The following is a 23432-nucleotide window of genomic DNA, read 5'->3' on the forward strand; positions in this document are numbered from 1 at the left end:
CGCTCAGCGGCACTGAACATTGTTCCGGTCGATCCCACGGCCCACCAGCGCACCGCCACCGGCACCCAGCAGCGTCCCGAGGGTGTTCGAACCACCCGGCGCGATCAGGTTGCCGAGCACGCCGCCACCCAATGCGCCGATCAGCAGGCCGGTCGTGCCATCGTTACGCCGGCAGTAATAGTTGCCGTTCTGCCCGCGATAGACCCGGTCATTGCTGTTCAGCCGGCGCGCCTGATACTGGTTGCCCGAACGGTAATAGCGGTCGGCGTAATAACGGCCACCCTGCGGCGGACGGTTATAGTCGTAGCGACGACCCTCGCGCCACTCTTCCTTGTTCGCCTGGCGCACGTCCTGGCGATACTCCTTGTTCGCGCGGCGCACGTCCTTGCGGCTGTCCGCATTGCGCAGGTCCTCGCGGCGTTCCTGGCGTGCATCGCGGATATCCTCGCGATATTCCCGGCTCTGCGCCATGACGGGGATGGCGGGCACGGCGATGGCGGCCAGCGTGGCGGCGACGATGAACTTGCGCATGAGGTCTCTCCTGTTTGATCTCGAATGTGACCAGTGAACAGGTGGTGGGTGAAACGGTTGCGTGAACCGCAAACTACACGCCGTTCATCCTAGCGCCATGCGGCGCCGGATGCCTCAGCCGGCATGGTCCATCGTGCGGAGCAGCGGCTGGATCGACAACACCGCCTGCGTCCGGTTCAGCACGCCCAGCTTGCGGAAGATCGCGGTCAGATGCGCCTTGATCGTCGCCTCCGACACGTCGAGTTCCTGCGCGATCTGCTTGTTCAGATGCCCGCGCGCCAGCGCCAGCAACACGCGCCGCTGCGCCGAGGACAATGTCTCGAGCCGCCCGCGCGCCGCCTCGATCTCGTGCGCGGACCGCGTCGGCGGCGGGAACACCCGTTCGCCGCGCAGCATGCGTTCGACCATGTCGGCCAGCACGTCGAGCGGCTGCGTCTTGGATAGAAAGCCGCACGCGCCCAGCACGCGGGCGGCCTCGACGATCTGCGGATCGCCGAAGCCGGAGATGATCGCGATCGGCACGTCGCCGAGCAGATATTGCAGGCGGAAGAAGCCGGAATAACCGTCGCTGTCCGGCAATCGGTAGTCGAGTAGGACGAGCCGGATCCCCTTCGCATCGCGACAGGCCGCCTCCGCCGCCGCCACGCTGCTGACGATATCGACACGGTGGTCCGGATACCGGGCCGACAAAGCGAGCCGTAGCGCATCACCGATCAAAGGATGATCGTCTGCGATGATAATACGTGCTGTCGCCACGCGAATACGATATCCTTTATTGCCGTTCGTTACAAAACGGAATGGTAGCGCAACAATTGTAACAGTCGCGGAAACCACGCTCGCTGTCGACTGCCAATCCTTTAGACAAAGGTCTAGAACCAATGTCACTGCTGGAAAACGACGCGGGGCGTGTCGCGGGGACCACACTATTACGGACTAACCATTCCGTCCTGCTGGCCGTCGATCCGGTAACGACCGCCGAACGTGCCGCGGCCGCCCTCACCGAGCGCGGCTGGACGGTCACGACCGTAACCGACGCGGCAACGCTTGTCGCGCGGGTGCAGACGCAGGATTTCGCGCTTCTCCTGCTCGGCGCGCTGCCGGATATCGCGCCGGCATCGCTGGCCGCCCGGATCGCCCGCCTGCCCCCGCCGCGCGGGCTGCTCCCGATCCTCCTGCTCGGCCCCGATGCGGCGCTGCCTACGGACGCCGTCCTGCACGCCCGGATCGCCGCGACGTCGCGGTCCGGCTCGGCGCCGCCCGATCCGATCGCGCGATTGTCGCCGCTGTTCGGCGCGGTCGGCATCGCGGCGTTGATGGGCGATTTCCGCAACAGGCTCGGCGCGTTGCTGGCGGCGACGGATCCGTGCGCGATCGGCGAGGGCGCGACCATCGGCGCGGTCGCCCATCGGATGGCGGGGCTGGGTGGTACGCTGGACTTCCCGCTGCTCTCCAACGCGTGGCAGCAGGTGGAGCGCGACGGCCCCGCGCACCTGCCCGACGCCTGGGCCGAAACCCGGATCACACATGCCGTCCTGACGCTCCTGCTCGACCGCCGAACCGCGAGGTGACGCTACGGTAGCCGGGATTTTTGTACGTTCCGGTCGTGGAGACCCCGTGACGGATCGCAATTGCCGCTCGTCCTGCGGCTTTGATATTGCCATTTTCGCCGCCCGCGCTACCCATCTCCCGACGAGCGGGTGTGATGGTCCGGGGCGTTTGCGAACGTCGCGGTTTTACGCGGCCGAACGCAGCGCCCGGACGCCTGAACGGATGATGATCGCATGACACGCAGGACAGACAGGGTAATGCCCGCCGCGCTGCGCACCATGCGGGCGTTCGCGCGCCCGCCACAACCGATATGGACCATCTGAGATGGGACATCAGTCCACCGGATCGCCGTCGAACGTCGAATGGGGCGGCTATCTCCGGCCGCTGATGCCGCGCCGCAAGGAAAGGCTGCGCGTGCAGTTGCTGATCGGCATGATCGGGTTCGATCTCGGCGCGATCCTGATCGGGTTCGTGCTCGCCAACCTGCTGCGCTTCGACGCGCCGTTCGAACCGCAGGGCTTCTACCTGATGAAGATCGTGGTGCCGATCTTCCTGGCGATCGCGGTCAACAACGGCGCCTACTCGCTCGATGCGCTGGTCCAGCGCCGCTACGGCATCGGCCGGGCGCTCAGCGCGTTTATGATCGCGATCGCGGCGGTCGCGGTGCTCGTCTTCTACCTGCGCGTCGCAGCCAGCTATTCGCGTGTCGGGTTCAGCATCGGCATCACGCTGTCGATGGCGACGCTCATCGCCGGGCGGCTGCTCTACGATCGGCTCGCGCGCCGCGTCTACGGCGCCTCGCCGCTCAGCATCGTGCTGATCAACGACGGCGCCGATGCGGCGGCCGAACCCGGCGTCCTGCTGGTCGATGCCGCCGCGGCCGGCCTGGTCCCCGACGCCCGCGATCCGCTGATGCTCGACCGGCTCGGCCGCTTCCTCGAAAATGCCGATCGCGTCGTGGTGGCCTGTGCCGAGGATCGCCGGCTGGCCTGGGCGATGGCGCTGAAGGGTGCCAATATCCTGGGCGAGATCATCGATCCGGAGATCGCCCGGGTGGGTGCGCTCGGCACCGGCTATTATGCGGGCGCGGGGACTTTGGTGGTGTCCGCCGGCGCGCTCAGCCTGCCGAACCGCGTGCTCAAACGCGTGCTCGACCTGTCGCTGGCGGTGTTCGGCATGATCGCGATCACCCCCGTGCTCGTTGCCACCGCGATCGCGATCAAGCTGGACGATGGCGGCCCCGTACTGTTCGTCCAGCAACGGCTCGGCCGCGGCAACCGGCTGTTCAACATGTACAAGTTCCGCAGCATGAAGACCGCGCAGCTCGACCATTCCGGCTCCCGCTCCGCCACGCGCGACGACGATCGCATCACCCGCGTCGGCCGAATCATCCGCAGCACGAGCATCGACGAACTGCCGCAGCTGCTCAACATCCTGAAAGGCGACATGAGCTTCGTCGGCCCGCGCCCGCACGCGCTCGGCTCGCTCGCCGGCGACCAGCTGTTCTGGGAAGTCGATCAGCGCTACTGGCACCGCCACGCCAGCAAGCCCGGCCTCACCGGCCTCGCCCAGGTCCGCGGTTTCCGCGGCGCCACGCTCGAACGGATCGACCTCGTCAACCGGCTCCAGGCCGATCTGGAGTATCTCAACGGCTGGACGCTCGCCCGCGACATCCGCATCCTGGCCGCCACGCTCAAGGTCCTGGTCCACCGCAACGCGTTTTGAGGGCGCCAGACTGCTATTAGGCCTGGCCCCGAAGCCTACCCAGTCCCCCACACCACCCGTTTGGTTCGAGCCTGTCGAGAACTCATCGCCGAGTTCTCGACACGCTCGAACCAAACGGAACTGAGGTTCGGATCAGCCGCGCATCAGCCCCTCAAGCCGCCATCAGCGCAGCCGCGAACCGGTCGCGCCACCACAGCACGTCCTCCTGCTCGATATTGTCCATCAGCGCGCGCCACCGCTCGATCCGCTCGGCTTTCGGCATCGCCAGCGCCATCGAGATCGCGTCGGCCATCTCCTCCGCGCTGTACGGATTGATCAGCACCGCCTGGGTCAGTTGTTCCGCGGCCCCCGCGAAGCGCGACAGAATCAGCACGCCCGGGTCCTCCGGGTCCTGCGCGGCGACATATTCCTTCGCCACCAGGTTCATCCCGTCGCGCAGCGGGGTGACCAGCCCGATCTTCGCGGCGCGGTAGATGCCGGCCAGCACGTCGCGCGGATAGCCCTGGTTCACATAGCGGATCGGCACCCAGTCGGTATCGGCGAACGCCCCGTTGATCCGCCCGGACATCGCGTCCAGCGTGCTGCGGATCTTGCGGTAGCTCTCGACGCTCGCCCGGCTCGGCGGTGCGATCTGCAGCAGGAACACTTCTTTCCGCTGGTCGGGATGCTCTTCCAGGAACCGCTCGTAGCCGAGGAACCGCTCCTCCAGCCCCTTGGAATAATCCAGCCGGTCGACGCCCACGATCATGTCGCGCCCGTCGGCACTGTCGCGCATACGGCGATACGCCAGCCGCGCGTTCACGCCGCGCGATGCCTCGACGAACTCGGTCGTGTCGATCCCGATCGGGCACGCGATCGCGGTCACCGTCCGGTCGCCCAGCGTCAGCACGCCCCCCTCGCCCAGCGTCGCGCCCAGTTCCTTCGTCGCGAAATCCTGGAAGCTCTCCAGCCATTCGCGCGTGTGGAACCCGACGACGTCGTATGCGAACAGCGTCGTCGCCAGTTCGGCGGCATGCGGCAACGTCGACAGCAACCGGCGCGGCGGCCACGGGATGTGCAGGAAGAACCCCATCCGGTTCGTCACCCCCCGCTTGCGCAATTCCTGGCCCAGCGGGATCATGTGATAATCCTGGATCCAGACGGCGTCTCCCTCGCCGATCAGCGGCCGGACGCTGTCCGCGAACCGCTCGTTCGTGCGCTGATACCCGTCGGCGAACCCGCGCTCATATTCCGCCAGGTCGATCCGGTAATGGAACAGCGGCCACAACGTCCGGTTGGCGTAACCGTCATAATATTCCTCGATATCCTGGTCCTCCAGGTCGATCGTGGCCGTCGTGACGCCGAACCCCTCGGTATAGTTGATCTCGCCGGTATACTCGTCGGTCCGCTCGCCCGACCAGCCGAACCACACCCCGCCATGTTCCAGCAAAGCGGCCTGCAACGCGACCGCCAGGCCACCCTGCGCGCCAGAATGCGACCCGGTCGGGGCCGCAACGCGGTTCGAAATGACGACCAGCCGGCTCATCGCACAGCACTCCATGGTTTCGACAACAGGACGGCGCAGTTGATCAGCCCGACCAGCGAATAGGTCTGCGGGTAATTCCCCCACAGCTCGCCGCTGACCGGATCGATATCCTCGGACAGCAGCCCGGCCCCCGTCCGGCGCGCCAGCATCTCGTCGAACAACGCACGGGCATCCGTCTCGCGCCCCGTGAAATGCAGCGCCTCGATCAGCCAGAAGGTACAGACGTTGAACGCCGTCTCGGGCAGCCCGAAATCGTCCTCGCTGTCGTAACGCAGCATATGGCTGCCGCGCCGCAGGCCCGCCTCGACCGCCTTCAGCGTCGACAGGAAGCGCGGATCGTCCGGCCGCAGGAACCGCAGGTCGAGCAGCTGGATCAGGCTCGCGTCCAGATCATCGCCCGAGAAAGTGGCCGACAGCCGCTGCGTCTCCTCGCGCCATGCCGAATCCATGATCGTCGCGCGGATGGTGTCGGCGCGGTCCTGCCAGAACTGCCGGCGGTCCTCCAGCTCGAGCGCCGCGGCCGCATTGGCCAGCCGGTCGCACGCGGCCCAGCACATCGCGGCGGAATAGGTATGGACCGACTGCCGCGTGCGCAGTTCCCACAGGCCGGCGTCGGGCTGGTCGTGGAACTTCCACGCGCGCTCGCCCACCTTTTCCAGCGCGCGGAAATCGGCGATCCCCGCCATCCGGAACAGCCGCCGGTCGACGAACGCCTGCACGTTGCACAGCACGATCTGGCCGTATGCGTCGTGCTGGATCTGTTCATAGGCCTGGTTGCCGACCCGCACCGGTCCCATCCCGCGATAGCCGGGCAGGCCGGGCGCCAGCCGTTCCTCCAGCTTCGCCTCACCCAGCACGCCGTACAGCGGCTGGATATGGCCGCCCTCCGCCTCGCCGACGATGTTGCGGAGATATTCGAGATACGCCTCCAGCACGTCGAGCGCGCCAAGCCGGTTGAGCGCCTGCACCGTATAATAAGCGTCGCGCACCCAGCAGTAGCGATAGTCCCAGTTGCGTTCCGACCCGGCATGTTCGGGCACCGACGTGGTCAGCGCCGCGACGATCGCGCCGGTCTCCTCATGCTGGCACAGCTTCAGCGTGATGGCGGAGCGGATGACCGCGTCCTGCCACTCGACCGGCGTTGCCAGTCCGCGCACCCAGCCCTGCCATTCGGCGATCGTGCGGTCGAGCATCTGGTCGACCGTGGCACCGATATCGCCCGAGAAACTCTCGTCCGGCCCCAGGAAGAAATGCAGCGGCCGTTCGCACCGGAACACCGTCTCCGCCTCGATCCGCCCGACCGGCGCGGTGGTCGACAGCCGCATCGTCAGCGGGTTGAGCAGATAGCGGACATGATGCGATCCGCTCGTCGTCTCGACCGCCTGCGTCGTCCAGTCATGCGTCGGGCGCAGCCGGATCCGGATCCGCGGCACCCCCGCCACCGGCCGCACGACGCGCGCATAGGCGACCGGGCGATAGGTCCGCCCGACCTGTTCGAACCGCGGGCAGAAATCGACGACCTCGATCGCGTTGCCGTCCGCATCCTCGTGGCGCGTCACCAACACCGGCGTGTTGCGGAGATATTCCTGGCTGGTCTTCACGACGCCTTCCAGGTCGATCGCCCAGAACCCGCGCTCGGCCTCGTCGCCGCCGATCAGCGTGCTGAACAAGGGATCGCCGTCGACCCGCGGCACGCATCCCCACACGAACCGCCCGCGATCGTCGATCAGGGCGGACACCTGGCAATTGCCGATCGGCCACAGGTCCAGGTTGGTCTTCGGTTCGGTCATCATGCTCCCTTTAGCCAGCGGCGCACCGCCGTCACATCGTCCAGCCGGTACCGCGCGGCGGTCGCCCGCGCCGGCCCCACGAGGATACCGCATCCGCCCAGCGCCGTCGCCGCCACGAAAGCCGCCTCGTCCGTATCGTCGTCGCCCACGAAGATCGGATCGTGCCCGGCAAAGGGGTTCGCGGCATGCAACCGGCGGAGCGCATGCCCCTTATCGACGCCCGCGGGGCGCAGTTCGACGACCATCTTGCCGGTCTGCACGTCGAGCCCGGTCCGCTCGGCCAGCCCGGCGACCAGCGCATGCGCGTCGGTCTCCGCCCCCGGATCGCCGCGATAATGCAGCGCCACGCCGAACGGCTTCTCCTCGACCAGCACACCCTGCCGCTTGGCCGCAAACGCCGTCATCTCCGCGATCGCCGCGTCCAGACCGTCGGCCCGGTCCGGCCCTTCGCGCCGCCCATCGGCCCAGCGCGTCTCGACGCCGTGGCTTCCGCTGATCGGCAGGCCCGGCACCGGAACCATCGCCGCCAGCCCGTCGATCGCCCGCCCGCTGATCAGCGCCAGCCGCCCGTCCAGCCGCTCCGTCAGCGTCGCGAGCAGATCCGGCACCAGCGGCTCCACCACCACCGCGTCGGGCGTGTCGGCGATCTCCACCAGCGTCCCGTCGAAATCGAGATACAGGCTGGCCCCGTCGATCAGATCGGCGGGCGGCGGGGGAAGCGGGTCGTTCATGGGAGGAGGAACGCTGGCATCGTGGATTGTTCCGTTGCAGTGCAGCAAAATCCGCGCAGGTGCTGCTTTAGGCGCGATGACCCGAGCAACCTCTCAACAAGAACCGCCCATCCCGAGCGAAGTCGAGGGACCCCGTCGAGCGAAGCCGAGACGAGCAACAGCGCCTCGGCTGCGCTCGGCATGCAGGGTTGGGGTTTAGGCCGGATCGGTAGTCAGTATCCATAGCCGCTGCGCTCATGGAGTCCGGGCCGAAGCGCTCAAAGACCGCCCCGGATCCCAACCGTACCCCCGCGCATGCGGGGGTCCAGCGCCACGAGCGATACCGCTTGTGGCACTGGGGCCCCGCCTGCGCGGGGGTACGCAAGCTTTCCGATTGAACATCGATCCGGCCTACAACCGATCCGCCCGACCTACACCCGCTCCTTCGTCGCCGAGAACCGCACCGTCGGCGACCGCCCGCTTACGAAGTTCAGATCCCACAGATCCTTCGCCAGGAACACCGGCTGCCCGTCGCGGTCGGTCGCCATCGCGCTGCGATGCTGCGACTGGAACGCCGCCATGTCGGGCGCCGCGTCGGTCGCGATCCAGCGCGCGGTGTCCCAGGGCGAGGGCTCCAGCCGGGCGTCGACCTTGTACTCATGCTCCAGCCGGCTGATCAGCACCTCCAACTGCAGCTGCCCGACCACGCCGACGATCATCTGCGATCCGATCGCCGGGTGGAACACCTGCACCACCCCCTCCTCGGACAGGTCGTCGAGCGCTTTCCGCAACTGCTTCGTCTTCGTCGGATCGACGAGCTGCACGCGGCGCAGGATCTCCGGCGCGAAGTTCGGTAGCCCGGTGAACACCACCGGCGTCCCCTCGGCCAGCGAGTCGCCCACCCGCAGCGTGCCGTGGTTGGGAATGCCGATGATGTCGCCCGGCCACGCCTCGTCCGCCACTTCGCGGCTCTGCGCGAAGAACAGGATCGGCGAATGCACCGCGATCGCCTTGCCCGTGCCCGACTGGTTCAGCTTCATGCCGCGCCGGAACTTGCCCGAACACAGCCGCATGAACGCCACGCGGTCGCGGTGCTGGGGGTTCATGTTGGCCTGCACCTTGAACACGAATCCGGTCACGCCGTCCTGGTCCGGGCTGATCGGCGCCGGGTCCGCGGGCTGCGGCCGCGGGCTCGGCGCCAGATCGCGCAATGCGTGGATCAGCTCCGGCACGCCGAAATCGCGCAGGGCCGACCCGAAATAGACCGGCGTCATGTCACCGCTCAGATACTTCGCCCGGTCGAACGCGGCATAGCCCCCGACGCCCAGCTCGACCTCCTCGCGCAACCGCGCCGCCGCCCGCTCCGACAGCATCGTGTCGAGCTTCGGATCGTCCAGCCCGTCGACCGACTCTACCCGCCCCTCGGGCAACAGCATCCGCTGCCCCGCGACATCGTATAACCCCTCGAACTCGCCACCCAGGCCGGCCGGCCACATCATTGGCGCGACGTCGAGCGCGAGTTGGTCGGCGATTTCGTCCATCAGGTCGAACGGCGACCGCCCTTCGCGGTCCACCTTGTTCACGAAGGTGATGATCGGAACGGACCGCAGCCGGCACACCTCGAACAGCTTGCGCGTCTGCGCCTCGATCCCGCGCGCCGCATCGATCACCATCACCGCGCTGTCGACCGCGGTCAGCGTGCGGTACGTGTCCTCGCTGAAATCCTCGTGCCCCGGCGTATCGAGCAGGTTGAACGTCAACCCGTCATATTCGAACGTCATGACCGACGACGTGACCGAAATCCCGCGCTGCTGCTCGATCTTCATCCAGTCGGACCGCGCGCGCCGCGTCTGGCCGCGCGCCTTTACCTCGCCCGCCAGGTGGATGGCGCCACCCGCGATCAGCAGCTTCTCGGTCAGCGTCGTCTTGCCGGCGTCGGGATGCGAGATGATCGCGAAGGTCCGGCGGTCGGGGCGTCCGGTCGGACGGTCGTTCATGCGTCATGGTCCAGCAGAAATCGGGGATGCCGGATGCGGTACAGCCTGCCGCGTCCAAAGGCGAGCATGGCGGATCGTTAAAAAACGCACGAAGCCCGGAACCCGAACCGCTTTCATGCGCTTCGCACCATGTCCCTTCCGACCCCCCCTCGGAACGGATATAGATCGCGGGCCGCGCATCCTCCCCCCCCCGGAGCGCGGCCCGTTTTCTTGCGGGCCGGTTGTGGTCGCGGTTCGTCCGCGATAGCGCCGGCCCGCCTAGTTTTCACCAACCCGCAACCCGTATGGGTGCCATATCCGTAGCTCATGCCGTCACGTCCCAGCGCGCACGACCGGATCCGGCGGCGCGTCGATTGTGTCAGCATTGAAACCATACTCTGATTGACCGGGATCGCGCGGAAACCCATGCTGACCACCATGAAAGTTTCGCGCGCCGGGGGCCTTGCCGGGTCCCTTCCCTTCCGCCTGCTCGTCATCCTGGCCTTGTCCGGATGCGGCGCGAAGGAAGATGAGAAGAAGGGCCCGCCGCCCATCCCCGAAGTCGGTTTCGTGACGGTGCGCACACAAAGCGTCCCGCTGGTCGCGGAGCTCGCGGGCCGCACGGCGGCCTATGAAACGTCGGAGGTCCGGCCGCAGGTGTCGGGCATCATCAAGGCGCGGCTGTTCACCGAGGGCACGATCGTCCGCGAAGGGCAGACGCTGTACCAGATCGACCCGCGGCTTTATCGAGCGACCGCTGCGGAGGCGCAGGCCAACGTCGCCAGCGCGCGCGCCGCCGAAACCGCCGCCCGCGTCCGGGCCGACCGCCTCCGCCCGCTGGCGCAGATTGAGGCCGTGGCGCAGCAGGACTATACCGACGCCGCCGCCACCGCCGCGCAGGCCCGCGCCACCATCGCGCAGAACCGCGCGCAGTTGGACACAGCGCAGATCAACCTGGCCTTCACCCGCGTGCCCGCGCCGATCACCGGCCGCATCGGGCGCTCGCTGTTCACCACCGGCGCGCTGGTCACCGCCAGCCAGGCCGATCCGCTCACCACCATCCAGCGGCTCGACCCGATCTTCGTCGATATCCAGCAATCGTCCGCCGAACTGCTCACGCTCCGCCGCGCGCTGGCGTCCGGCGGCGTCGTGCCGACCAGCGGCACCGTCCGACTGAAGCTGGAAGACGGCAGCGACTACGGCCGCACCGGCACCGTCCAGTTCGCGGAGGTCACGGTCGACCAGAACACCGGCACCGTCACGCTGCGCGCTCGCTTCCCCAATCCGGACGGGCTCCTGCTGCCCGGCATGTATGTCCGCGCGATCCTGGCACAAAGCAGCGACACCAACGCGATCCTCGTACCGCAGGCCGGCATCGCGCGCGATCCGAAGGGTCAGGCGACCGCCTTCATCGTCGGCCCGAACAACAAGGCCGTGATGCGCGTCGTGCAGACGAACCGCACCGTCGGCAGCAACTGGCTCGTCACCGGCGGGCTGAAGCCCGGCGACCGCGTCATCACTGAAGGGCTCGCCAAGCTGAAGCCGAACCAGACCGTGCGGCCCGTGCCCGCGGGTTCGAAGCCCCGTGCCCAGGCCGCCCCCGCGGGTGCCGCGCAGCCCAAGGGCAACTGACCGCCTCATGATCAGCCGCGTCTTCATCGATCGCCCGATCTTTGCCTGGGTCATCGCCATCGTCATCATGCTGGCGGGCGTCGGCGCGATCCTGACGCTGCCGATCGAGCAATATCCCGACGTCGCCCCACCGCAGGTCAGCATTCGCGCCAACTATCCGGGCGCATCCGCGGACATCCTCGAATCGAGCGTCACGCAGATCGTCGAACAGCAGCTGACCGGTATCGACGGGCTGATCTATTTCCAGTCGACGTCCAGTTCCGAAGGCCAGGTGACGATCTCCGTCACGTTCGAAAAGGGGACCGATCCCGACATCGCGCAGGTCCAGGTCCAGAACAAGGTCCAGCAGGCGCTCCCCCGCCTGCCCCAACAGGTGCAGCAACAGGGGCTGTCCGTCACCAAGTCGAACAGCGATTTCCTGCTGCTCGCCGCAATCTATGACGAGACCGACCGCCGGACGAACGGTGACATCTCCGACTATCTCGTCGCCAATCTTCAGGATCCGATCGGCCGTATCCCCGGCGTCGGCGCGACCAACGTGTTCGGCGCGCAATATGCGATGCGGATCTGGCTCGATCCCTACCGGCTCAACTCCTACGCGTTGATGCCGTCGGACGTCACCGCCGCGATCGAGGCGCAGAACGCGCAGGTCGCCGCCGGCCAGATCGGCGCGTCGCCCTCCCCGGTCACGCAGATGCTGAACGCCACCGTTACCGCCAAGACGCGGCTGACCACGCCCGAACAGTTCCGCAACATCATCGTCAAGACGCAGACCGACGGTTCGAAGGTGCTGCTGTCCAACGTCGCCCGCGTCGAGTTGGGCCAGGAAAACTACAACGCGCTCAGCCGGTTCAACCGCCACCCCGCTTCCGGCATCTCGATCCAGCTCGCACCCGGCGCAGACGCGCTCAAGACCGCCGAACTGGTGAAGGCGGAGGTCACGCGCCAGTCGAAAGCATTCCCGGACGGGTTCCGCTTCACCTTCCCGCGCGACAGCACCGACTTCATCAAGCTGTCGGTGGAAGAGGTCGTCAAGACGCTGATTGAGGCGATCATCCTCGTCATCATCGTCATGTTCGTGTTCCTGCAGAACTGGCGCGCTACGCTGATCCCGACGATCGCGGTGCCCGTCGTACTCCTCGGCACGTTCGGCGTGATCGCGCTGTTCGGATATTCAATCAACACGCTCACCCTGTTCGGCTTGGTGCTGTCGATCGGCCTGCTCGTCGACGACGCGATCGTCGTGGTCGAGAATGTCGAACGCGTGATGGACGAGGAACCCGACATCTCGCCGCGCGATGCGACGATCAAGTCGATGTCCGAAATCCAGACCGCGCTGATCGGCATCGCGCTCGTCCTTTCCGCCGTGTTCATGCCGATGGCATTCTTCGGCGGCTCGACCGGCGTCATCTACCGGCAGTTCTCGATCACGATCATCTCCTCCATGGTCCTCTCGGTCGTGGTCGCGCTCGTCCTCACCCCCGCACTCACCGCCGCGCTGCTCAAGCGCCGCGACGAGACGGACGAGAAGCCGCGCAACCGCGTCGCCGGCTGGTTCGCCAAGTTCGCGGACTGGTTCAACCGCATGTTCGACCGCACCACCAAGCGCTACGTCGACGGTGTGAAGGCGATGATCGCGCGCGCCTGGATCGCGATGCTCGCCTTCGCCGGCATCGTCGCCGTACTGATCCTGATGTTCCTGCAATTGCCGCAGGGCTTCCTGCCGACCGAGGATCAGGGTTCCGCGATCATCCAGTACACGCTGCCGCCCGGCGCGACGCAGCCCCGCACACTGGCCGCCGCCAAGTCGATCGAGGATTATTTCCTGGGGTCGGAGAAGGCCAATATCGCCGGTATCTTCACCATCTCCGGCTTCCGCTTCGGCGGGTCCGGCCAGAATGTCGGTCAGGGCTTCGTCCAGCTGGCGCCGTGGGACGAGCGCAAGGGCAAGGAAAACGCCGCCAAGGCGATCACCGAACGCGCGACCAAGAGCGTCTCGCCGCTGGTCCGCGACGTGCAGTTCGTGGCGCTCACCCCGCCGTCGGTCCAGGGTCTTGGCCAGTCCAACGGCTTCACCATGGAACTGCAGAACGCATCCGGCATGCCGCAGGCGCAGTTCAAGACGCTGCGCGACAAGCTGCTCGCCGACGCCGCGGCCGATCCGGATCTCGCCGCGGTTCGCCCCGGCGGGCTGGAGGACGTGCCCACGCTTCAGGTCAATGTCGATCAGGCGAAGGTCGGTGCGCTCGGCATCGCCCAGGCTACCGTCGACAACACGCTCAGCGCGGCGTGGGGCGGCGTCTACGTCAACGACTTCGTCGATCGCGGCCGGGTGAAGCGCGTCTATGTCCAGGGCGACGCACCCTACCGCGCCTCGCCGAGCGACCTCAACGACTGGTTCGTCCGCACCGAGAGCGGCCAGATGGCGCCGTTCTCCGCGTTCGCGACGACCAGCTGGTCGCAGGCCCCGACCACGCTCGTCCGGTTCAGCGGCCTGCCCGCCTATGAAATCCAGGGCCAGGCCGCGCCCGGCAAATCGTCTGGCGAGGCGATGGAGCGGATGACCGCAATCGCGGCGAAACTGCCCGGCACTTCGGTCGCTTGGTCCGGGCTGTCCTATCAGGAACGGCTCTCGTCGGGTCAGGCGCCTTTGCTCTACGGCCTGTCGATCCTCGTCATCTTCCTCTGCCTCGCCGCCTTGTACGAAAGCTGGTCGATCCCCTTCTCGGTGCTGCTCGTCATCCCGCTCGGGCTGGTCGGCGCGGTCATCGCGGTGGCGCTGCGCGGGCTGGAGAACGACGTCTATTTCCAGGTCGGCCTGCTGACCACCATGGGCCTGTCCGCCAAGAACGCGATCCTGATCGTCGAATTCGCCGAACAGGCCGAACGCGCCGGCAAGTCGCCGTTCGACGCGGCGATCGAGGCCGCCCGCCTGCGCCTCCGCCCCATCCTGATGACCAGCCTCGCCTTCATCTTCGGCGTGCTGCCGCTGGCGATCAGCACCGGGGCCGGCGCGCAGAGCCGCGTCGCGATCGGCACCGCAGTGATCGGCGGCATGCTCACCGCGACGATCCTGGCGATCTTCTTCGTGCCGTTGTTCTTCGTGCTGGTCCGCCGCGTGTTCAAGGGCCCGCAGCACGGTGCCCCCGCGCGCGCGAACGACAAGGACGACAAGGACGCGACCGACCGAAGCGCGCCGCCGCCCGCGAAACCGGAGCCCGCATGACCCGTAACGCCGCCCTCCTGCCGTTCGCCGTCCTGCTGCTTGGCGGATGCAGCCTCGAACCGCGCTACGAACGCACCACCCCGCCGGTCACCACCAGCTGGCCGCTCGGCGACGCCTATCTGCGCCGGACCGAGGCGACACTGCCGACTCTGTCCTACACCGACATCTTCCGCGATCCGAAGCTGCAGACGGTCATCGCCCAGGCGCTCATCAACAACCGCGACCTGCGCATCGCGGCCGGCAACGTCGCGTCGGCCCGCGCACTCTACCGCGTCGAACGGTCGTCGCTCTTCCCGCAGGTCAACGGCACCGGCCGGGTCCAGCTCGGCGACCAGGGCTCCAACGGCGCCGGCAACGTCAACACCGGTACGGGTAATGTCGGCACCGGAACCGGTGGCATCGGAACGGGGATCGACACCGGCACCGGGACCGGCGGTATCGGCACCGGGACCGGCGGCACCGGCACGGGCAACGGCGGGATCATCTCGACCGGCGGCGGCGGCGGGTTCTACGATCAATATTCGATCAACGTCGGCGTCAGCGCGTTCGAGGTCGATCTGTTCGGCCGCATCCGCTCGCAAAGCCGCGCCGCGCTCGCCACCTATTTCAGCACCGAGGCCGCCGCCCGCGCCACCCGCCTTTCGCTCGTCGCGGAAGTGGCAAGCGCCTACCTTACCTACGCGTCGGACCGCAGCCAGCTCGCGATCGCCCGCGCGACGGAGGCCAGCGCCGCGCGCTCGGTCACGCTCACCCGCGCCCGGCTGCAGGGCGGCATCGCGCCGCGCACCGACCTGCGCCAGGCCGAAACGGTCCTGCTCACCGCCCGCGCCGACACCGCGACGCTCACCACCTCGCTGGCGCAGGACGTCAACGCGCTCACCCTGCTCGTCGGTGCTCCGGTCGATCCCACGCTGCTCCCCGCCTCGATCGAAAGCGTCGACGGCCTGCTGGCGGAGATCCCGGCCGGGCTGAACTCCGACATCCTCCTGCGCCGCCCCGACGTCGTGCAGTCCGAGTTCGACCTGCGCGCCACCAACGCGCGGATCGGGGCCGCCCGCGCCGCCTTCTTCCCGACGATCAGCCTGACGAGCCTCGCCGGCCTCGCCAGCGGCGCGCTCGGTTCGCTGTTCAGCGGCGGCGCGTTCAACTGGAGCGCGTCGCCCACCGTCTCGCTGCCGATCTTCGACGGTGGCGCCAACCGCGGCAACCTGGCCTATGCCCGCGCGCAGCAGCAGGTCGCGCTCGCCACCTACGAACAGACGATCCAGACCGCGTTCCGCGAAGTGTCCGACGCACTCGCCCGCCGCGGGACGATCGACCGCGAACTGGCCGCGCGGCGCGAGCTGACCGCCGCGGCGCAGGACAATTACTACCTCACCGAACGCTCCTATCGCGGCGGGATCGGCACTTTCCTCAACAGCCTCGACGCGCAACGCACGCTCTACAACGCGCAGCAGCAGCTCGTGACGACTCGCCTGACCCGCGCCGACAATCTCGTGACGCTCTACCGCGTGCTCGGCGGCGACGCGCAGATCGCGGGCGACCCCGCCGCCGCCGCCGTCATGCGCTCACCCGTCAGCGAAGCGGACCAGACCCCAACCCGCTGATCCGCGCCACCCGCGTCTGCCACAGCATCAGCAGCGGCACGACGCCCAGTTCCATGCACAACCCGAACAGATGCCCGTTCGACGGTACCCCCACCTCGACCAGCGACAGCAGCCGCGCCAGCCCGCCGAGCACGACCATCAGCCCGAGCATCCGGAAGATCGCCGTCCGCCGCTCGATCGCCGCAATCGCATAGGCAAAGCCGAAGCCCAGCCCCAGAAAGATCCCCGACACATAGCGGAAATGGCTGTCCAGATCGGGCGGCACCGGGATCGGCGCGCCCTTCAGATATACGACACCACGCAGCACGCTCTCCCCACCGACGGTCAGCGGGACGAGGCACGCCAGCGCGGCCACCGCCTGCAACAGCCGGCGCTCGGTCGCAGGCGTCATCGCCACCACCGCACGCCGCGGCCCTGGCCATGTTCGAGCAGTTCGTGGCGGATCTTGATGCTCTTCATCGACAGATGCACCTCGAACAGGAACATCGTCAGCCCGCCGATCAGCATCAGCATGGCGGCGGCAAATATGATCGCCATGGTATTGGAGAAGCCAAGCCCGACCAGCCGCGCCAGGAACAGTCCGGCGACCACGCCGCAGATCAGCGCCGCGCTGGCGGTACAGAGCGAGATCGCCCGGCTTACCACCCGCATCCGCCGGTCGAGCAGCCGCAGTTCCCACACCTGCCGATCATGATCCGCATGGCCGACCGGCGTGAAGCGCGTTTCGAGCGCACGCGCCCGGTCCACGACGCGCGCCAACCGCCCGACCATCACGTTCAGGAACGCGCCGATCCCGGTCAGCAGGAAGACCGGTGCGGTCGCCATCTGGATCGTATGGGCGAGTTCCGCGGCGGCTGTTGGGACGATCATAGATGTTGGGATGACGGGTCTGCCCGCGCCGCGTCAAGCGAAATGGGGTCGCATCGGCTTGCCGGATGCTGCGACTCGCAGTTCAGAGGACGGTGAGGACCACCGCGATCACCGCCAGCCAAAGGATGGCCGACACGACCATCGCGAACGCCAGTCCACGAAAGACTTTACTCGGGGCATCGCTGTAAGGTTCATCCTGTTCGACCTCGACACCGACTTCCCGGGCCAGGTCCTCGAACAAATTGCGCGATAGCTCTGTATGGCTCGCGTCGAATCCATCGCGAACGTTCGTTTCAGTCAACTTCATCAGGTACCTCGAACGCCCCCCCGGACGGCCAATACTGATAAATATGCACTGAACTTCGTGGAGAGTTCAATCAGCTATTAGTCTGATTAAATGCCTGTTGGCTCACGATGCCGATGGGCTGGGATCAAACGACGGAGGGTGTTCGGCAGGTCTACCCATTGTCCGGTGGGCGAAGCTGAAAAGAACGCGGCCGCATCGGCAGCGTCCGAATCGACCGTCAGGCGTAGTGCAGGACCATCAAAATCAGCACGCTCCACAGGACGACCGAAAAAATTGTCGCCAGGGCAAGACCCTGGAACATGTCGCTCGGCCGGTCGCCCGCCGTCGTGCCGGAGGTACCAACACGAAAATCCGTCTGTGCCTGTGCCACGTTCACTCGCATCCTCTAAACGCCGTCTTTGCAGCGACTTGAACGGCATATGGACATAAAACTGCAACGGGTTCAATCGGATAATAGTAGAATCCGAACATTAGTTTTGGAGTGTGTCGCGAACGGCAAAACGCGTGGTCCGTCAATCGACCGGCCTGTCGCGCGCCATAACGAAACTGGCGGCCCGCCTTGCGATTAACGCCTTTCTAATACCCCCGGCGTAACCGCACACAGGACAAACGAATTTGTTCCCGAGGGGGGAAGACAATGTTGAAATTACTTCTGACAACAATCATGTTCGCGACACCGGCATTGGCGAACGCGATCCCGACAAAACCCGGTCACCCGACCGTGGTCGGCATTTTCAGTACCGCGGAACTGAACAATCTCGCCCGGCTCGACGAAGCCGCACCGCCCGCCCGGCTGCGCCGCATGGAATACGAGATCGCCGACCTGCGCGATCAGGTGGGCCGCATGAAGCTGGAGCGCCTGATCGACACCGTCATCCGCCAGAAGCGCCGCTGATCGACGACCTCGGCCGGCATGACCGGCCGATCTGGGCCGGATCGAGACAGGTCCGGACCGCAGTTGCCTTCGCTCACCCATTTCCTGTTCGAAACTGTTGCTAAACTTGGACTCGAAAGCAGCATCGCGATCGGCCCGACGTCCGATCCACAGTCCGGAGTCGGCGCATCGCTGCGGGTCCGGCCACCTCACCCCGTCAAACGAGCGCCTTCCGCGGCCAACCGCCGCAACAACGGCGCAACCGCGACACCCTGCCGCTCCAGCCCCGCCACCACCGTGCCCAGCCCGATCATATCGGCCCAGAACATCGGCCCGCCCGTCCCGATCGGCCAGCCATAGCCGTTGATCCATACCACATCGATGTCGGACGCCCGCTGCGCCACGCCCTCCTCGACGATCCGCGCGCCCTCGTTCACCATCGGGTACAGCAGCCGTTCCAGCATCTCCGCATCGTCGACCGCACGCTGCGCGGTCCCGCTCTTGGCGACGAAGCCTGCAATGATCGCCTCCGCGTCCGCCGACGGCGTGCCGCGCCGCTCGGCGTCATAATCGTAGAAGCCGCGCCCGTTCTTCTGCCCGCGCCGCCCCGCCTCGCACATCGCCTCGCGCAGCGTCGCGCCCTGCGACGTCGCGGCATCCCAACCCAGGTCGAGCCCGGCCAGGTCCGCCATCTGGAACGGCCCCATCGGAAATCCGAACGCGGTCAGCACGCGGTCCACGTCCCACGGCCTGGCCCCTTCCAGCACCAGCCGGTTCGCCGCCTCCTGCCGCGGTTTAAGCATGCGGTTGCCGATGAACCCGTCGCACGTCCGAGCCACCACCGCGATCTTGCCGATCCGCTTGGCCAGCGCCATCGCGGTCGCCAGCACGTCCGGTGCGGTCGCGGCACCACGCACGACCTCCAGCAACCGCATGATGTTGGCGGGCGAAAAGAAATGCAGCCCCAGCACCGCCTCCGGCCGCCCGGTCGCCGCCGCGATCGTATCGATATCGAGGTAGCTCGTATTGCTCGCCAGGATCGCCCCCGGCCGCACGATCCGGTCCAGTTCGGCGAACAACGCCGTCTTGACCGCCAGATCCTCGAACACCGCCTCGATCACCAGATCGCTGTCGGGAAGCTCCGCCAGCGTCAGCGTCGGTCGCAACAACGCCATCGCCGCCCCCGCCGCGTCTTCCGTCATCCGCCCGGACTGGACGTTGCGCGCATAATTGCTGCCGATCGTTGCGACGCCGCGGTCCAGCACCGCCTGCTCGCGCTCGACCAGCGTCACCGGGATCCCGGCGGACAGGAAGTTCATCGCGATCCCGCCGCCCATCGTGCCGGCGCCGACGATCCCGACCCGCTCGATCGCCCGCGGCACGACCGCCGCGTCCAGCCCGGCGATCTTCCCCGCCGCCCGCTCCGCAAAGAAATAATGGCGCTGCGCCTTCGATTCGTCCCCGGCAAGCAGGTCCTGGAACAACGCCCGCTCGCGCAGGAGGCCATCCGCGAACGGCAGCTCCACCGCCGCCTGCACCGCCGCGATGCATGCCTCCGGTGCGCGCAGCCCCTTCAGCAGCCGGCCATGCGCCTGCCGGAACCGGTCGAACACCGCCGGATCGCGCACCGCCTCCGCGATCCGCTCGCCGCGCTCCGACGCCCGCGGCAACGGCTTCCCGACGATCTCGCGCGCAAAAGCGACCGCATCCGCCTCCAGCGCATCCGCCCCGACAACCCGATCGACCAACCCGATCTCCGACGCCCGCCCGGCCGAAATCGGACTCCCGCCGACGATCATCGTCAGTGCCTCGCTCACCCCCACCAGCCGCGGCAGGCGCTGCGTCCCGCCCGCGCCGGGCAACAGCCCCAGCTGCACCTCCGGCAGCCCGAGCTTCGCGCCCTCCGCCGCGATCCGGTAATGGCACGCCAGCGCCACCTCCAGCCCGCCGCCCAGCGCCGTCCCGTGGATCGCCGCCACGATCGGCTTCGGGCTCCCCTCGATCACCTCGACCAGTTCGGGCAGCAGCGGGAACACCGGCGGCTGCCCGAACTCGGTGATGTCCGCACCCGCAAAGAATGTCCGCCCCGCGCAGCGCAGCACCATCGCGCGCACGTCCGCGTCCGCCGCGCCCTCCAGCACCGCCGCCATCAGCCCGGTCCGCACCGCGGCGCTGAGCGCGTTGACCGGCGGGTTGTTCGACGTGATGACCAATATGTCGCCATCGCGGTGGGTCGTGATCGGGGCAGTCGCCATGAACGTCGTCTCCTAGTCGCGATACCCCGGATCGATCCGGTCCAGCTTGCGCAGCAGCGCCGGCCACGCAAGCATGTCCGCCAGCATCTGCATCCCCGGCCCGCTCGATTGCCCGCGCACCTTTTCGGGCGTGCCCTGCGGCGGGTTGAGCAGCGCGGCGCGCCCGGCGGACAGCATATGGACCTGCGCCTCGCACGCCCGTTCCAGGAAATACATCCGCAGGAACGCCTGCGCCACGCTCTCCCCCACCGTCAACGTCCCATGATTGCGCAGCAGCATGACGTGCCGCTGCCCCAGGTCCGCCACCAGCCGCTCGCGCTCCTCCAGCTCCGTCGCGATACCCTCATAGTCGTGATAGGCGATGTCGCTCCCCGCGATCATCGCGGTCTGCGTATGGGGCAGCAACCCCTCGTCCATCGCCGACACCGCCTGCCCGTACGGCGTATGGAGATGCAGCACCGCCGCCGCATCTTCGCGCCCCATGTGGATCGCCGAATGGATCACGAACCCCGCCGCGTTCACCATATACGGCGTCGCACCCACCGGCCGCCCGTTCGTGTCGATCTTGACCAGCGACGACGCGGTGATCTCCTCGAACATCAGCTGATACGGGTTGATCAGGAAATGGTGCTCCGGCCCCGGCACCCGCGCCGACAGATGCGTGAAGATCAGGTCGTCCCACCCGTACAGCGCCACCAGCCGATACGCCGCCGCCAGATCGACGCGGATCCGCCATTCCTCGGGCGAAACCTGCTCCTGAACGGAGGGGGTCTGCGTCGCTGCCGTCGCCATATGCTGCATCCTTCTCGCGGGCTTTGTTCTGACTCTCACGGTCCTTTCCAAGAAGGCTATGCCGCCCTGCCCAACCGCGCCAGTCCCCCGGAAGTCGCTTGCGGCTCCGAACCCTCAATGACGCAACGTCACCCTGGAAAAGAATTTTTTGGAGCACACCGGCCGACGCCAGCGGCCCGCGCTGCACCGTGCCGCACTCAAATCACCACAGCCCGTCCATCCCGGGCGAAGTCGAGGGAACCTTCGAGCGAAGCCAAGAAGCCGACATCACCTCAAAGGCTTTCATAATTCAAGGATGCTGCCCCCACCCCCGTTCGGTTCGAGCCTGTCGAGAACCCTGCGCGGAGTTCTCGACAAGCTCGAACCAAACGGGGTTGGGAATGGGAATTGGCACAAAGCAGAGCTTTCCAACCAAACTCTACCCCAAAGCCAACTCCACAGCCGCGCGCGCATGCAACTCGGTCGTATCGAACAACGGCACCGCACTGTCCCCCGCCCCGACCAGCAGCATGATCTCGGTACAACCCAGCACGACCGCCTCCGCCCCGTCGGCCACCAGCCGCGCGATCACTTCGCGATACGCGTCGCGCGAAGCGTCCGACACCACCCCCACCACCAGCTCGCGGTAAATCACGTCATGCACCACCGCCCGGTCCGCCGCGCCCGGCACCAGCACCGCCAGCCCCTGCGCTTCCAGCCGCTCGCGGTAAAAGGCCTGCTCCATCGTGAACGCCGTCCCGATCAACCCGACGCGTGTGTATCCGGCAGCCAGGATCGCCGCCGCGGTCGGGTCCGCGATATGCAGCAACGGAATCGCCACCGCCGCCTCGATCGCCCCCGCCACACGGTGCATCGTGTTCGTGCACAGCACCACGAAGTCCGCCCCGCCGCGCTCCAGCCCGCGCGCCGCCCCCGCCATCATCTCCGCCAGCGCCGGCCAGTCGCCACGATGCTGCGCGGCCTCGACCTCGGCAAAATCGACCGACAGCATCAGGCACCGCGCGGAATGCGTGCCGCCCAGCCGCGCCCGCACCCGCTCGTTCAAGATCCGATAATAATGCGCCGAGCTTTCCCAGCTCATCCCACCGATCAGCCCAATGGTCTTCATGGCGCCGACACCCCATCCGCCTCGACCAGTGCATCACCGATCCAGGTCCCGATCACCCGCACGCGCTTCTCGACCCGGTCGACCGGCAACCGGTGCAGGTCGAGCCGCACCAGCCCGCCGCCGTCCTGCTGCAGCGCAAAGCCGCCGCCGTCGCGCACCAGCGTACCGGACAGGTCGGCGGCGTCGCCGATCATCCGCCGCGCTTCACCACGAACGGTCCCGCGCCCTGCACCACCGGCATCAGCTCGATCCGGTTGACGTTCACATGCGCCGGCAGCCCGATGATCCACAGCACCGCCTCCGCCACGTCCGCCGCGGTCATCGGCGTCGTGTCCGTATAGGGCGCCGCCGCCTTCGCATCGTCGCCGCCGAACCGGACATGGCTGAACTCGGTCCCACCGACCAACCCCGGCTGCACGTCGCTTACCCGCACGCCCGTGCCCGCCAGGTCGGTCTTCAGCCCCAGCGTGAACTGCTGCACGAACGCCTTCGTCGCGCCGTACACATTGCCGCCGGGATAGGGATAGTTCGCCGCCACGCTGCCCAGGTTGACGATGTCGCCCCGCCCGCGCGCCACCATGCCGGGCAGGATCGCATGCGTCAGCCGCATCAACCCCAGCACGTTGGTCGCCACCATCTGCTCCCACTGCGCCAGATCGCTGTCCTGCGCCGCGGTCGTGCCCAGCGCCAGCCCGGCATTGTTCACCAGGATGTCGACCTCACGCCAGGCCTCCGGCAACGCACCCGGCAGCGCCGCCACCGCGCCCGCATCGGTCACGTCCAGCGTCAACGGACAGATCGCCTTGGCGCCCAGCTCGTCGCGTAACGCATCGAGCCGCTCGGTCCGCCGCCCCGCCGCGATCACGCGGTGCCCGGCCGCCACCAGCCGCCGCGCAATCTCCAGCCCGAACCCGGACGTCGCGCCCGTCACCAATGCCGTCCTGCCCATCGTCATC

21 protein-coding genes are annotated in these 23432 nt (G+C 67.4%); 6 read left to right on the forward strand and 15 right to left on the reverse strand.

Going from position 1 to position 23432, the window contains the following annotated elements; translation table 11 throughout:
* Positions 1-3: 3 nt before the first annotated feature.
* Positions 4-531, reverse strand: coding sequence for a glycine zipper 2TM domain-containing protein (locus ACFSGX_RS17285; protein WP_380931538.1), 528 nt, complete (start codon positions 529-531; stop codon positions 4-6).
* Between the two features lie 114 nt (positions 532-645).
* Positions 646-1287 (reverse strand): response regulator transcription factor, encoded by a 642-nt coding sequence (locus ACFSGX_RS17290; RefSeq protein WP_380931539.1) that lies wholly within the window; start codon positions 1285-1287, stop codon positions 646-648.
* A gap of 122 nt (positions 1288-1409) precedes the next feature.
* On the opposite strand from ACFSGX_RS17290, the gene ACFSGX_RS17295 reads away from it, so the two are divergent.
* Positions 1410-2099: a hypothetical protein gene (locus tag ACFSGX_RS17295; protein WP_380931540.1), complete on the forward strand. Its 690-nt coding sequence runs from the start codon at positions 1410-1412 to the stop codon at positions 2097-2099.
* 304 nt (positions 2100-2403) lie between these two features.
* On the forward strand, positions 2404-3804 hold the full coding sequence (locus ACFSGX_RS17300; RefSeq protein WP_380931541.1) for a sugar transferase: 1401 nt from the start codon (positions 2404-2406) through the stop codon (positions 3802-3804).
* 151 nt (positions 3805-3955) lie between these two features.
* Here ACFSGX_RS17300 and ACFSGX_RS17305 read toward each other — a convergent pair whose 3' ends face one another.
* The 4 genes from ACFSGX_RS17305 to ACFSGX_RS17320 form a co-directional block, all read right to left on the reverse strand.
* On the reverse strand, positions 3956-5329 hold the full coding sequence (locus ACFSGX_RS17305; RefSeq protein WP_380931542.1) for an alpha,alpha-trehalose-phosphate synthase (UDP-forming): 1374 nt from the start codon (positions 5327-5329) through the stop codon (positions 3956-3958).
* The gene (locus ACFSGX_RS17310; protein WP_380931543.1) at positions 5326-7122 is read right to left on the reverse strand and encodes a glycoside hydrolase family 15 protein; all 1797 of its coding nucleotides are present in this window, start codon (positions 7120-7122) and stop codon (positions 5326-5328) included. Before ACFSGX_RS17310 ends, ACFSGX_RS17305 begins: the two co-directional genes overlap by 4 nt.
* Complete coding sequence (gene otsB, locus ACFSGX_RS17315) at positions 7119-7850, reverse strand: trehalose-phosphatase (RefSeq protein ID WP_380931544.1); 732 nt, start codon at positions 7848-7850, stop codon at positions 7119-7121. The genes ACFSGX_RS17310 and otsB overlap by 4 nt, the downstream gene beginning before the upstream one ends.
* Positions 7851-8260: 410 nt before the next feature.
* Positions 8261-9826, reverse strand: a complete 1566-nt coding sequence (locus tag ACFSGX_RS17320; protein ID WP_380931545.1) for a peptide chain release factor 3 — start codon at positions 9824-9826, stop codon at positions 8261-8263.
* A gap of 417 nt (positions 9827-10243) precedes the next feature.
* Between ACFSGX_RS17320 and ACFSGX_RS17325 the strand changes: the two genes are divergently transcribed.
* The 3 genes from ACFSGX_RS17325 to ACFSGX_RS17335 are packed head-to-tail and all read left to right on the forward strand — an operon-like array spanning position 10244 to position 16270.
* A complete protein-coding gene (locus ACFSGX_RS17325) occupies positions 10244-11437 on the forward strand; it encodes an efflux RND transporter periplasmic adaptor subunit (protein WP_380931546.1) in 1194 nt (397 codons plus the stop codon).
* A gap of 7 nt (positions 11438-11444) precedes the next feature.
* The gene (locus tag ACFSGX_RS17330) at positions 11445-14663 is read left to right on the forward strand and encodes an efflux RND transporter permease subunit (RefSeq protein WP_380931547.1); all 3219 of its coding nucleotides are present in this window, start codon (positions 11445-11447) and stop codon (positions 14661-14663) included.
* Positions 14660-16270: an efflux transporter outer membrane subunit gene (locus tag ACFSGX_RS17335; RefSeq protein ID WP_380931548.1), complete on the forward strand. Its 1611-nt coding sequence runs from the start codon at positions 14660-14662 to the stop codon at positions 16268-16270. The genes ACFSGX_RS17330 and ACFSGX_RS17335 overlap by 4 nt, the downstream gene beginning before the upstream one ends.
* On the opposite strand, the gene ACFSGX_RS17340 is transcribed toward ACFSGX_RS17335, so the two are convergent.
* The 4 genes from ACFSGX_RS17340 to ACFSGX_RS17355 all read right to left on the reverse strand — a co-directional run bounded on the left by ACFSGX_RS17340 (position 16239) and on the right by ACFSGX_RS17355 (position 17817).
* Positions 16239-16661: a DUF4345 domain-containing protein gene (locus ACFSGX_RS17340; RefSeq protein ID WP_380931549.1), complete on the reverse strand. Its 423-nt coding sequence runs from the start codon at positions 16659-16661 to the stop codon at positions 16239-16241. The two genes, ACFSGX_RS17335 and ACFSGX_RS17340, sit on opposite strands and share 32 nt — an antisense overlap.
* Positions 16658-17140, reverse strand: a complete 483-nt coding sequence (locus tag ACFSGX_RS17345; protein WP_380931550.1) for a DUF2721 domain-containing protein — start codon at positions 17138-17140, stop codon at positions 16658-16660. The genes ACFSGX_RS17340 and ACFSGX_RS17345 overlap by 4 nt, the downstream gene beginning before the upstream one ends.
* 82 nt (positions 17141-17222) lie before the next feature.
* On the reverse strand, positions 17223-17447 hold the full coding sequence (locus ACFSGX_RS17350; protein WP_380931551.1) for a hypothetical protein: 225 nt from the start codon (positions 17445-17447) through the stop codon (positions 17223-17225).
* 217 nt (positions 17448-17664) lie between these two features.
* Entirely contained in the window at positions 17665-17817 is a 153-nt protein-coding gene (locus ACFSGX_RS17355; protein WP_380931552.1) for a hypothetical protein, read from the reverse strand.
* Positions 17818-18129: 312 nt separating this feature from the next.
* On the opposite strand from ACFSGX_RS17355, the gene ACFSGX_RS17360 reads away from it, so the two are divergent.
* Positions 18130-18342: a hypothetical protein gene (locus ACFSGX_RS17360; RefSeq protein ID WP_380931553.1), complete on the forward strand. Its 213-nt coding sequence runs from the start codon at positions 18130-18132 to the stop codon at positions 18340-18342.
* Positions 18343-18530: 188 nt separating this feature from the next.
* Here ACFSGX_RS17360 and ACFSGX_RS17365 read toward each other — a convergent pair whose 3' ends face one another.
* The 5 genes from ACFSGX_RS17365 to ACFSGX_RS17385 form a co-directional block, all read right to left on the reverse strand.
* Positions 18531-20576: a 3-hydroxyacyl-CoA dehydrogenase NAD-binding domain-containing protein gene (locus tag ACFSGX_RS17365; protein ID WP_380931554.1), complete on the reverse strand. Its 2046-nt coding sequence runs from the start codon at positions 20574-20576 to the stop codon at positions 18531-18533.
* 12 nt (positions 20577-20588) lie between these two features.
* Complete coding sequence (locus ACFSGX_RS17370; RefSeq protein WP_380931555.1) at positions 20589-21368, reverse strand: class II aldolase/adducin family protein; 780 nt, start codon at positions 21366-21368, stop codon at positions 20589-20591.
* Positions 21369-21786: 418 nt separating this feature from the next.
* A complete protein-coding gene (locus ACFSGX_RS17375; protein WP_380931556.1) occupies positions 21787-22476 on the reverse strand; it encodes an aspartate/glutamate racemase family protein in 690 nt (229 codons plus the stop codon).
* Positions 22473-22670, reverse strand: coding sequence for a DUF5818 domain-containing protein (locus ACFSGX_RS17380; RefSeq protein WP_380931557.1), 198 nt, complete (start codon positions 22668-22670; stop codon positions 22473-22475). The genes ACFSGX_RS17375 and ACFSGX_RS17380 overlap by 4 nt, the downstream gene beginning before the upstream one ends.
* Positions 22667-23425: an SDR family NAD(P)-dependent oxidoreductase gene (locus tag ACFSGX_RS17385; RefSeq protein WP_380931558.1), complete on the reverse strand. Its 759-nt coding sequence runs from the start codon at positions 23423-23425 to the stop codon at positions 22667-22669. Before ACFSGX_RS17385 ends, ACFSGX_RS17380 begins: the two co-directional genes overlap by 4 nt.
* Positions 23426-23432 lie beyond the last annotated feature (7 nt).

It is taken from the genome of Sphingomonas arantia (genome assembly GCF_042682045.1).
Lineage (GTDB): Bacteria > Pseudomonadota > Alphaproteobacteria > Sphingomonadales > Sphingomonadaceae > Sphingomonas_R > Sphingomonas_R arantia.

What these genes read in the sequence shown, in the direction of transcription:
- ACFSGX_RS17285 (WP_380931538.1), bottom strand. Translation starts at nt 531, where the DNA reads ATGCGCAAGTTCATCGTCGCCGCCACGCTGGCCGCCATCGCCGTGCCC.
- ACFSGX_RS17295 (WP_380931540.1), top strand. Translation starts at nt 1,410, where the DNA reads ATGTCACTGCTGGAAAACGACGCGGGGCGTGTCGCGGGGACCACACTA.
- ACFSGX_RS17300 (WP_380931541.1), top strand. Translation starts at nt 2,404, where the DNA reads ATGGGACATCAGTCCACCGGATCGCCGTCGAACGTCGAATGGGGCGGC.
- ACFSGX_RS17305 (WP_380931542.1), bottom strand. Translation starts at nt 5,329, where the DNA reads ATGAGCCGGCTGGTCGTCATTTCGAACCGCGTTGCGGCCCCGACCGGG.
- ACFSGX_RS17310 (WP_380931543.1), bottom strand. Translation starts at nt 7,122, where the DNA reads ATGATGACCGAACCGAAGACCAACCTGGACCTGTGGCCGATCGGCAAT.
- otsB (WP_380931544.1), bottom strand. Translation starts at nt 7,850, where the DNA reads ATGAACGACCCGCTTCCCCCGCCGCCCGCCGATCTGATCGACGGGGCC.
- ACFSGX_RS17320 (WP_380931545.1), bottom strand. Translation starts at nt 9,826, where the DNA reads ATGAACGACCGTCCGACCGGACGCCCCGACCGCCGGACCTTCGCGATC.
- ACFSGX_RS17325 (WP_380931546.1), top strand. Translation starts at nt 10,244, where the DNA reads ATGAAAGTTTCGCGCGCCGGGGGCCTTGCCGGGTCCCTTCCCTTCCGC.
- ACFSGX_RS17330 (WP_380931547.1), top strand. Translation starts at nt 11,445, where the DNA reads ATGATCAGCCGCGTCTTCATCGATCGCCCGATCTTTGCCTGGGTCATC.
- ACFSGX_RS17335 (WP_380931548.1), top strand. Translation starts at nt 14,660, where the DNA reads ATGACCCGTAACGCCGCCCTCCTGCCGTTCGCCGTCCTGCTGCTTGGC.
- ACFSGX_RS17340 (WP_380931549.1), bottom strand. Translation starts at nt 16,661, where the DNA reads ATGACGCCTGCGACCGAGCGCCGGCTGTTGCAGGCGGTGGCCGCGCTG.
- ACFSGX_RS17345 (WP_380931550.1), bottom strand. Translation starts at nt 17,140, where the DNA reads ATGATCGTCCCAACAGCCGCCGCGGAACTCGCCCATACGATCCAGATG.
- ACFSGX_RS17350 (WP_380931551.1), bottom strand. Translation starts at nt 17,447, where the DNA reads ATGAAGTTGACTGAAACGAACGTTCGCGATGGATTCGACGCGAGCCAT.
- ACFSGX_RS17365 (WP_380931554.1), bottom strand. Translation starts at nt 20,576, where the DNA reads ATGGCGACTGCCCCGATCACGACCCACCGCGATGGCGACATATTGGTC.
- ACFSGX_RS17370 (WP_380931555.1), bottom strand. Translation starts at nt 21,368, where the DNA reads ATGGCGACGGCAGCGACGCAGACCCCCTCCGTTCAGGAGCAGGTTTCG.
- ACFSGX_RS17375 (WP_380931556.1), bottom strand. Translation starts at nt 22,476, where the DNA reads ATGAAGACCATTGGGCTGATCGGTGGGATGAGCTGGGAAAGCTCGGCG.
- ACFSGX_RS17380 (WP_380931557.1), bottom strand. Translation starts at nt 22,670, where the DNA reads ATGATCGGCGACGCCGCCGACCTGTCCGGTACGCTGGTGCGCGACGGC.
- ACFSGX_RS17385 (WP_380931558.1), bottom strand. Translation starts at nt 23,425, where the DNA reads ATGGGCAGGACGGCATTGGTGACGGGCGCGACGTCCGGGTTCGGGCTG.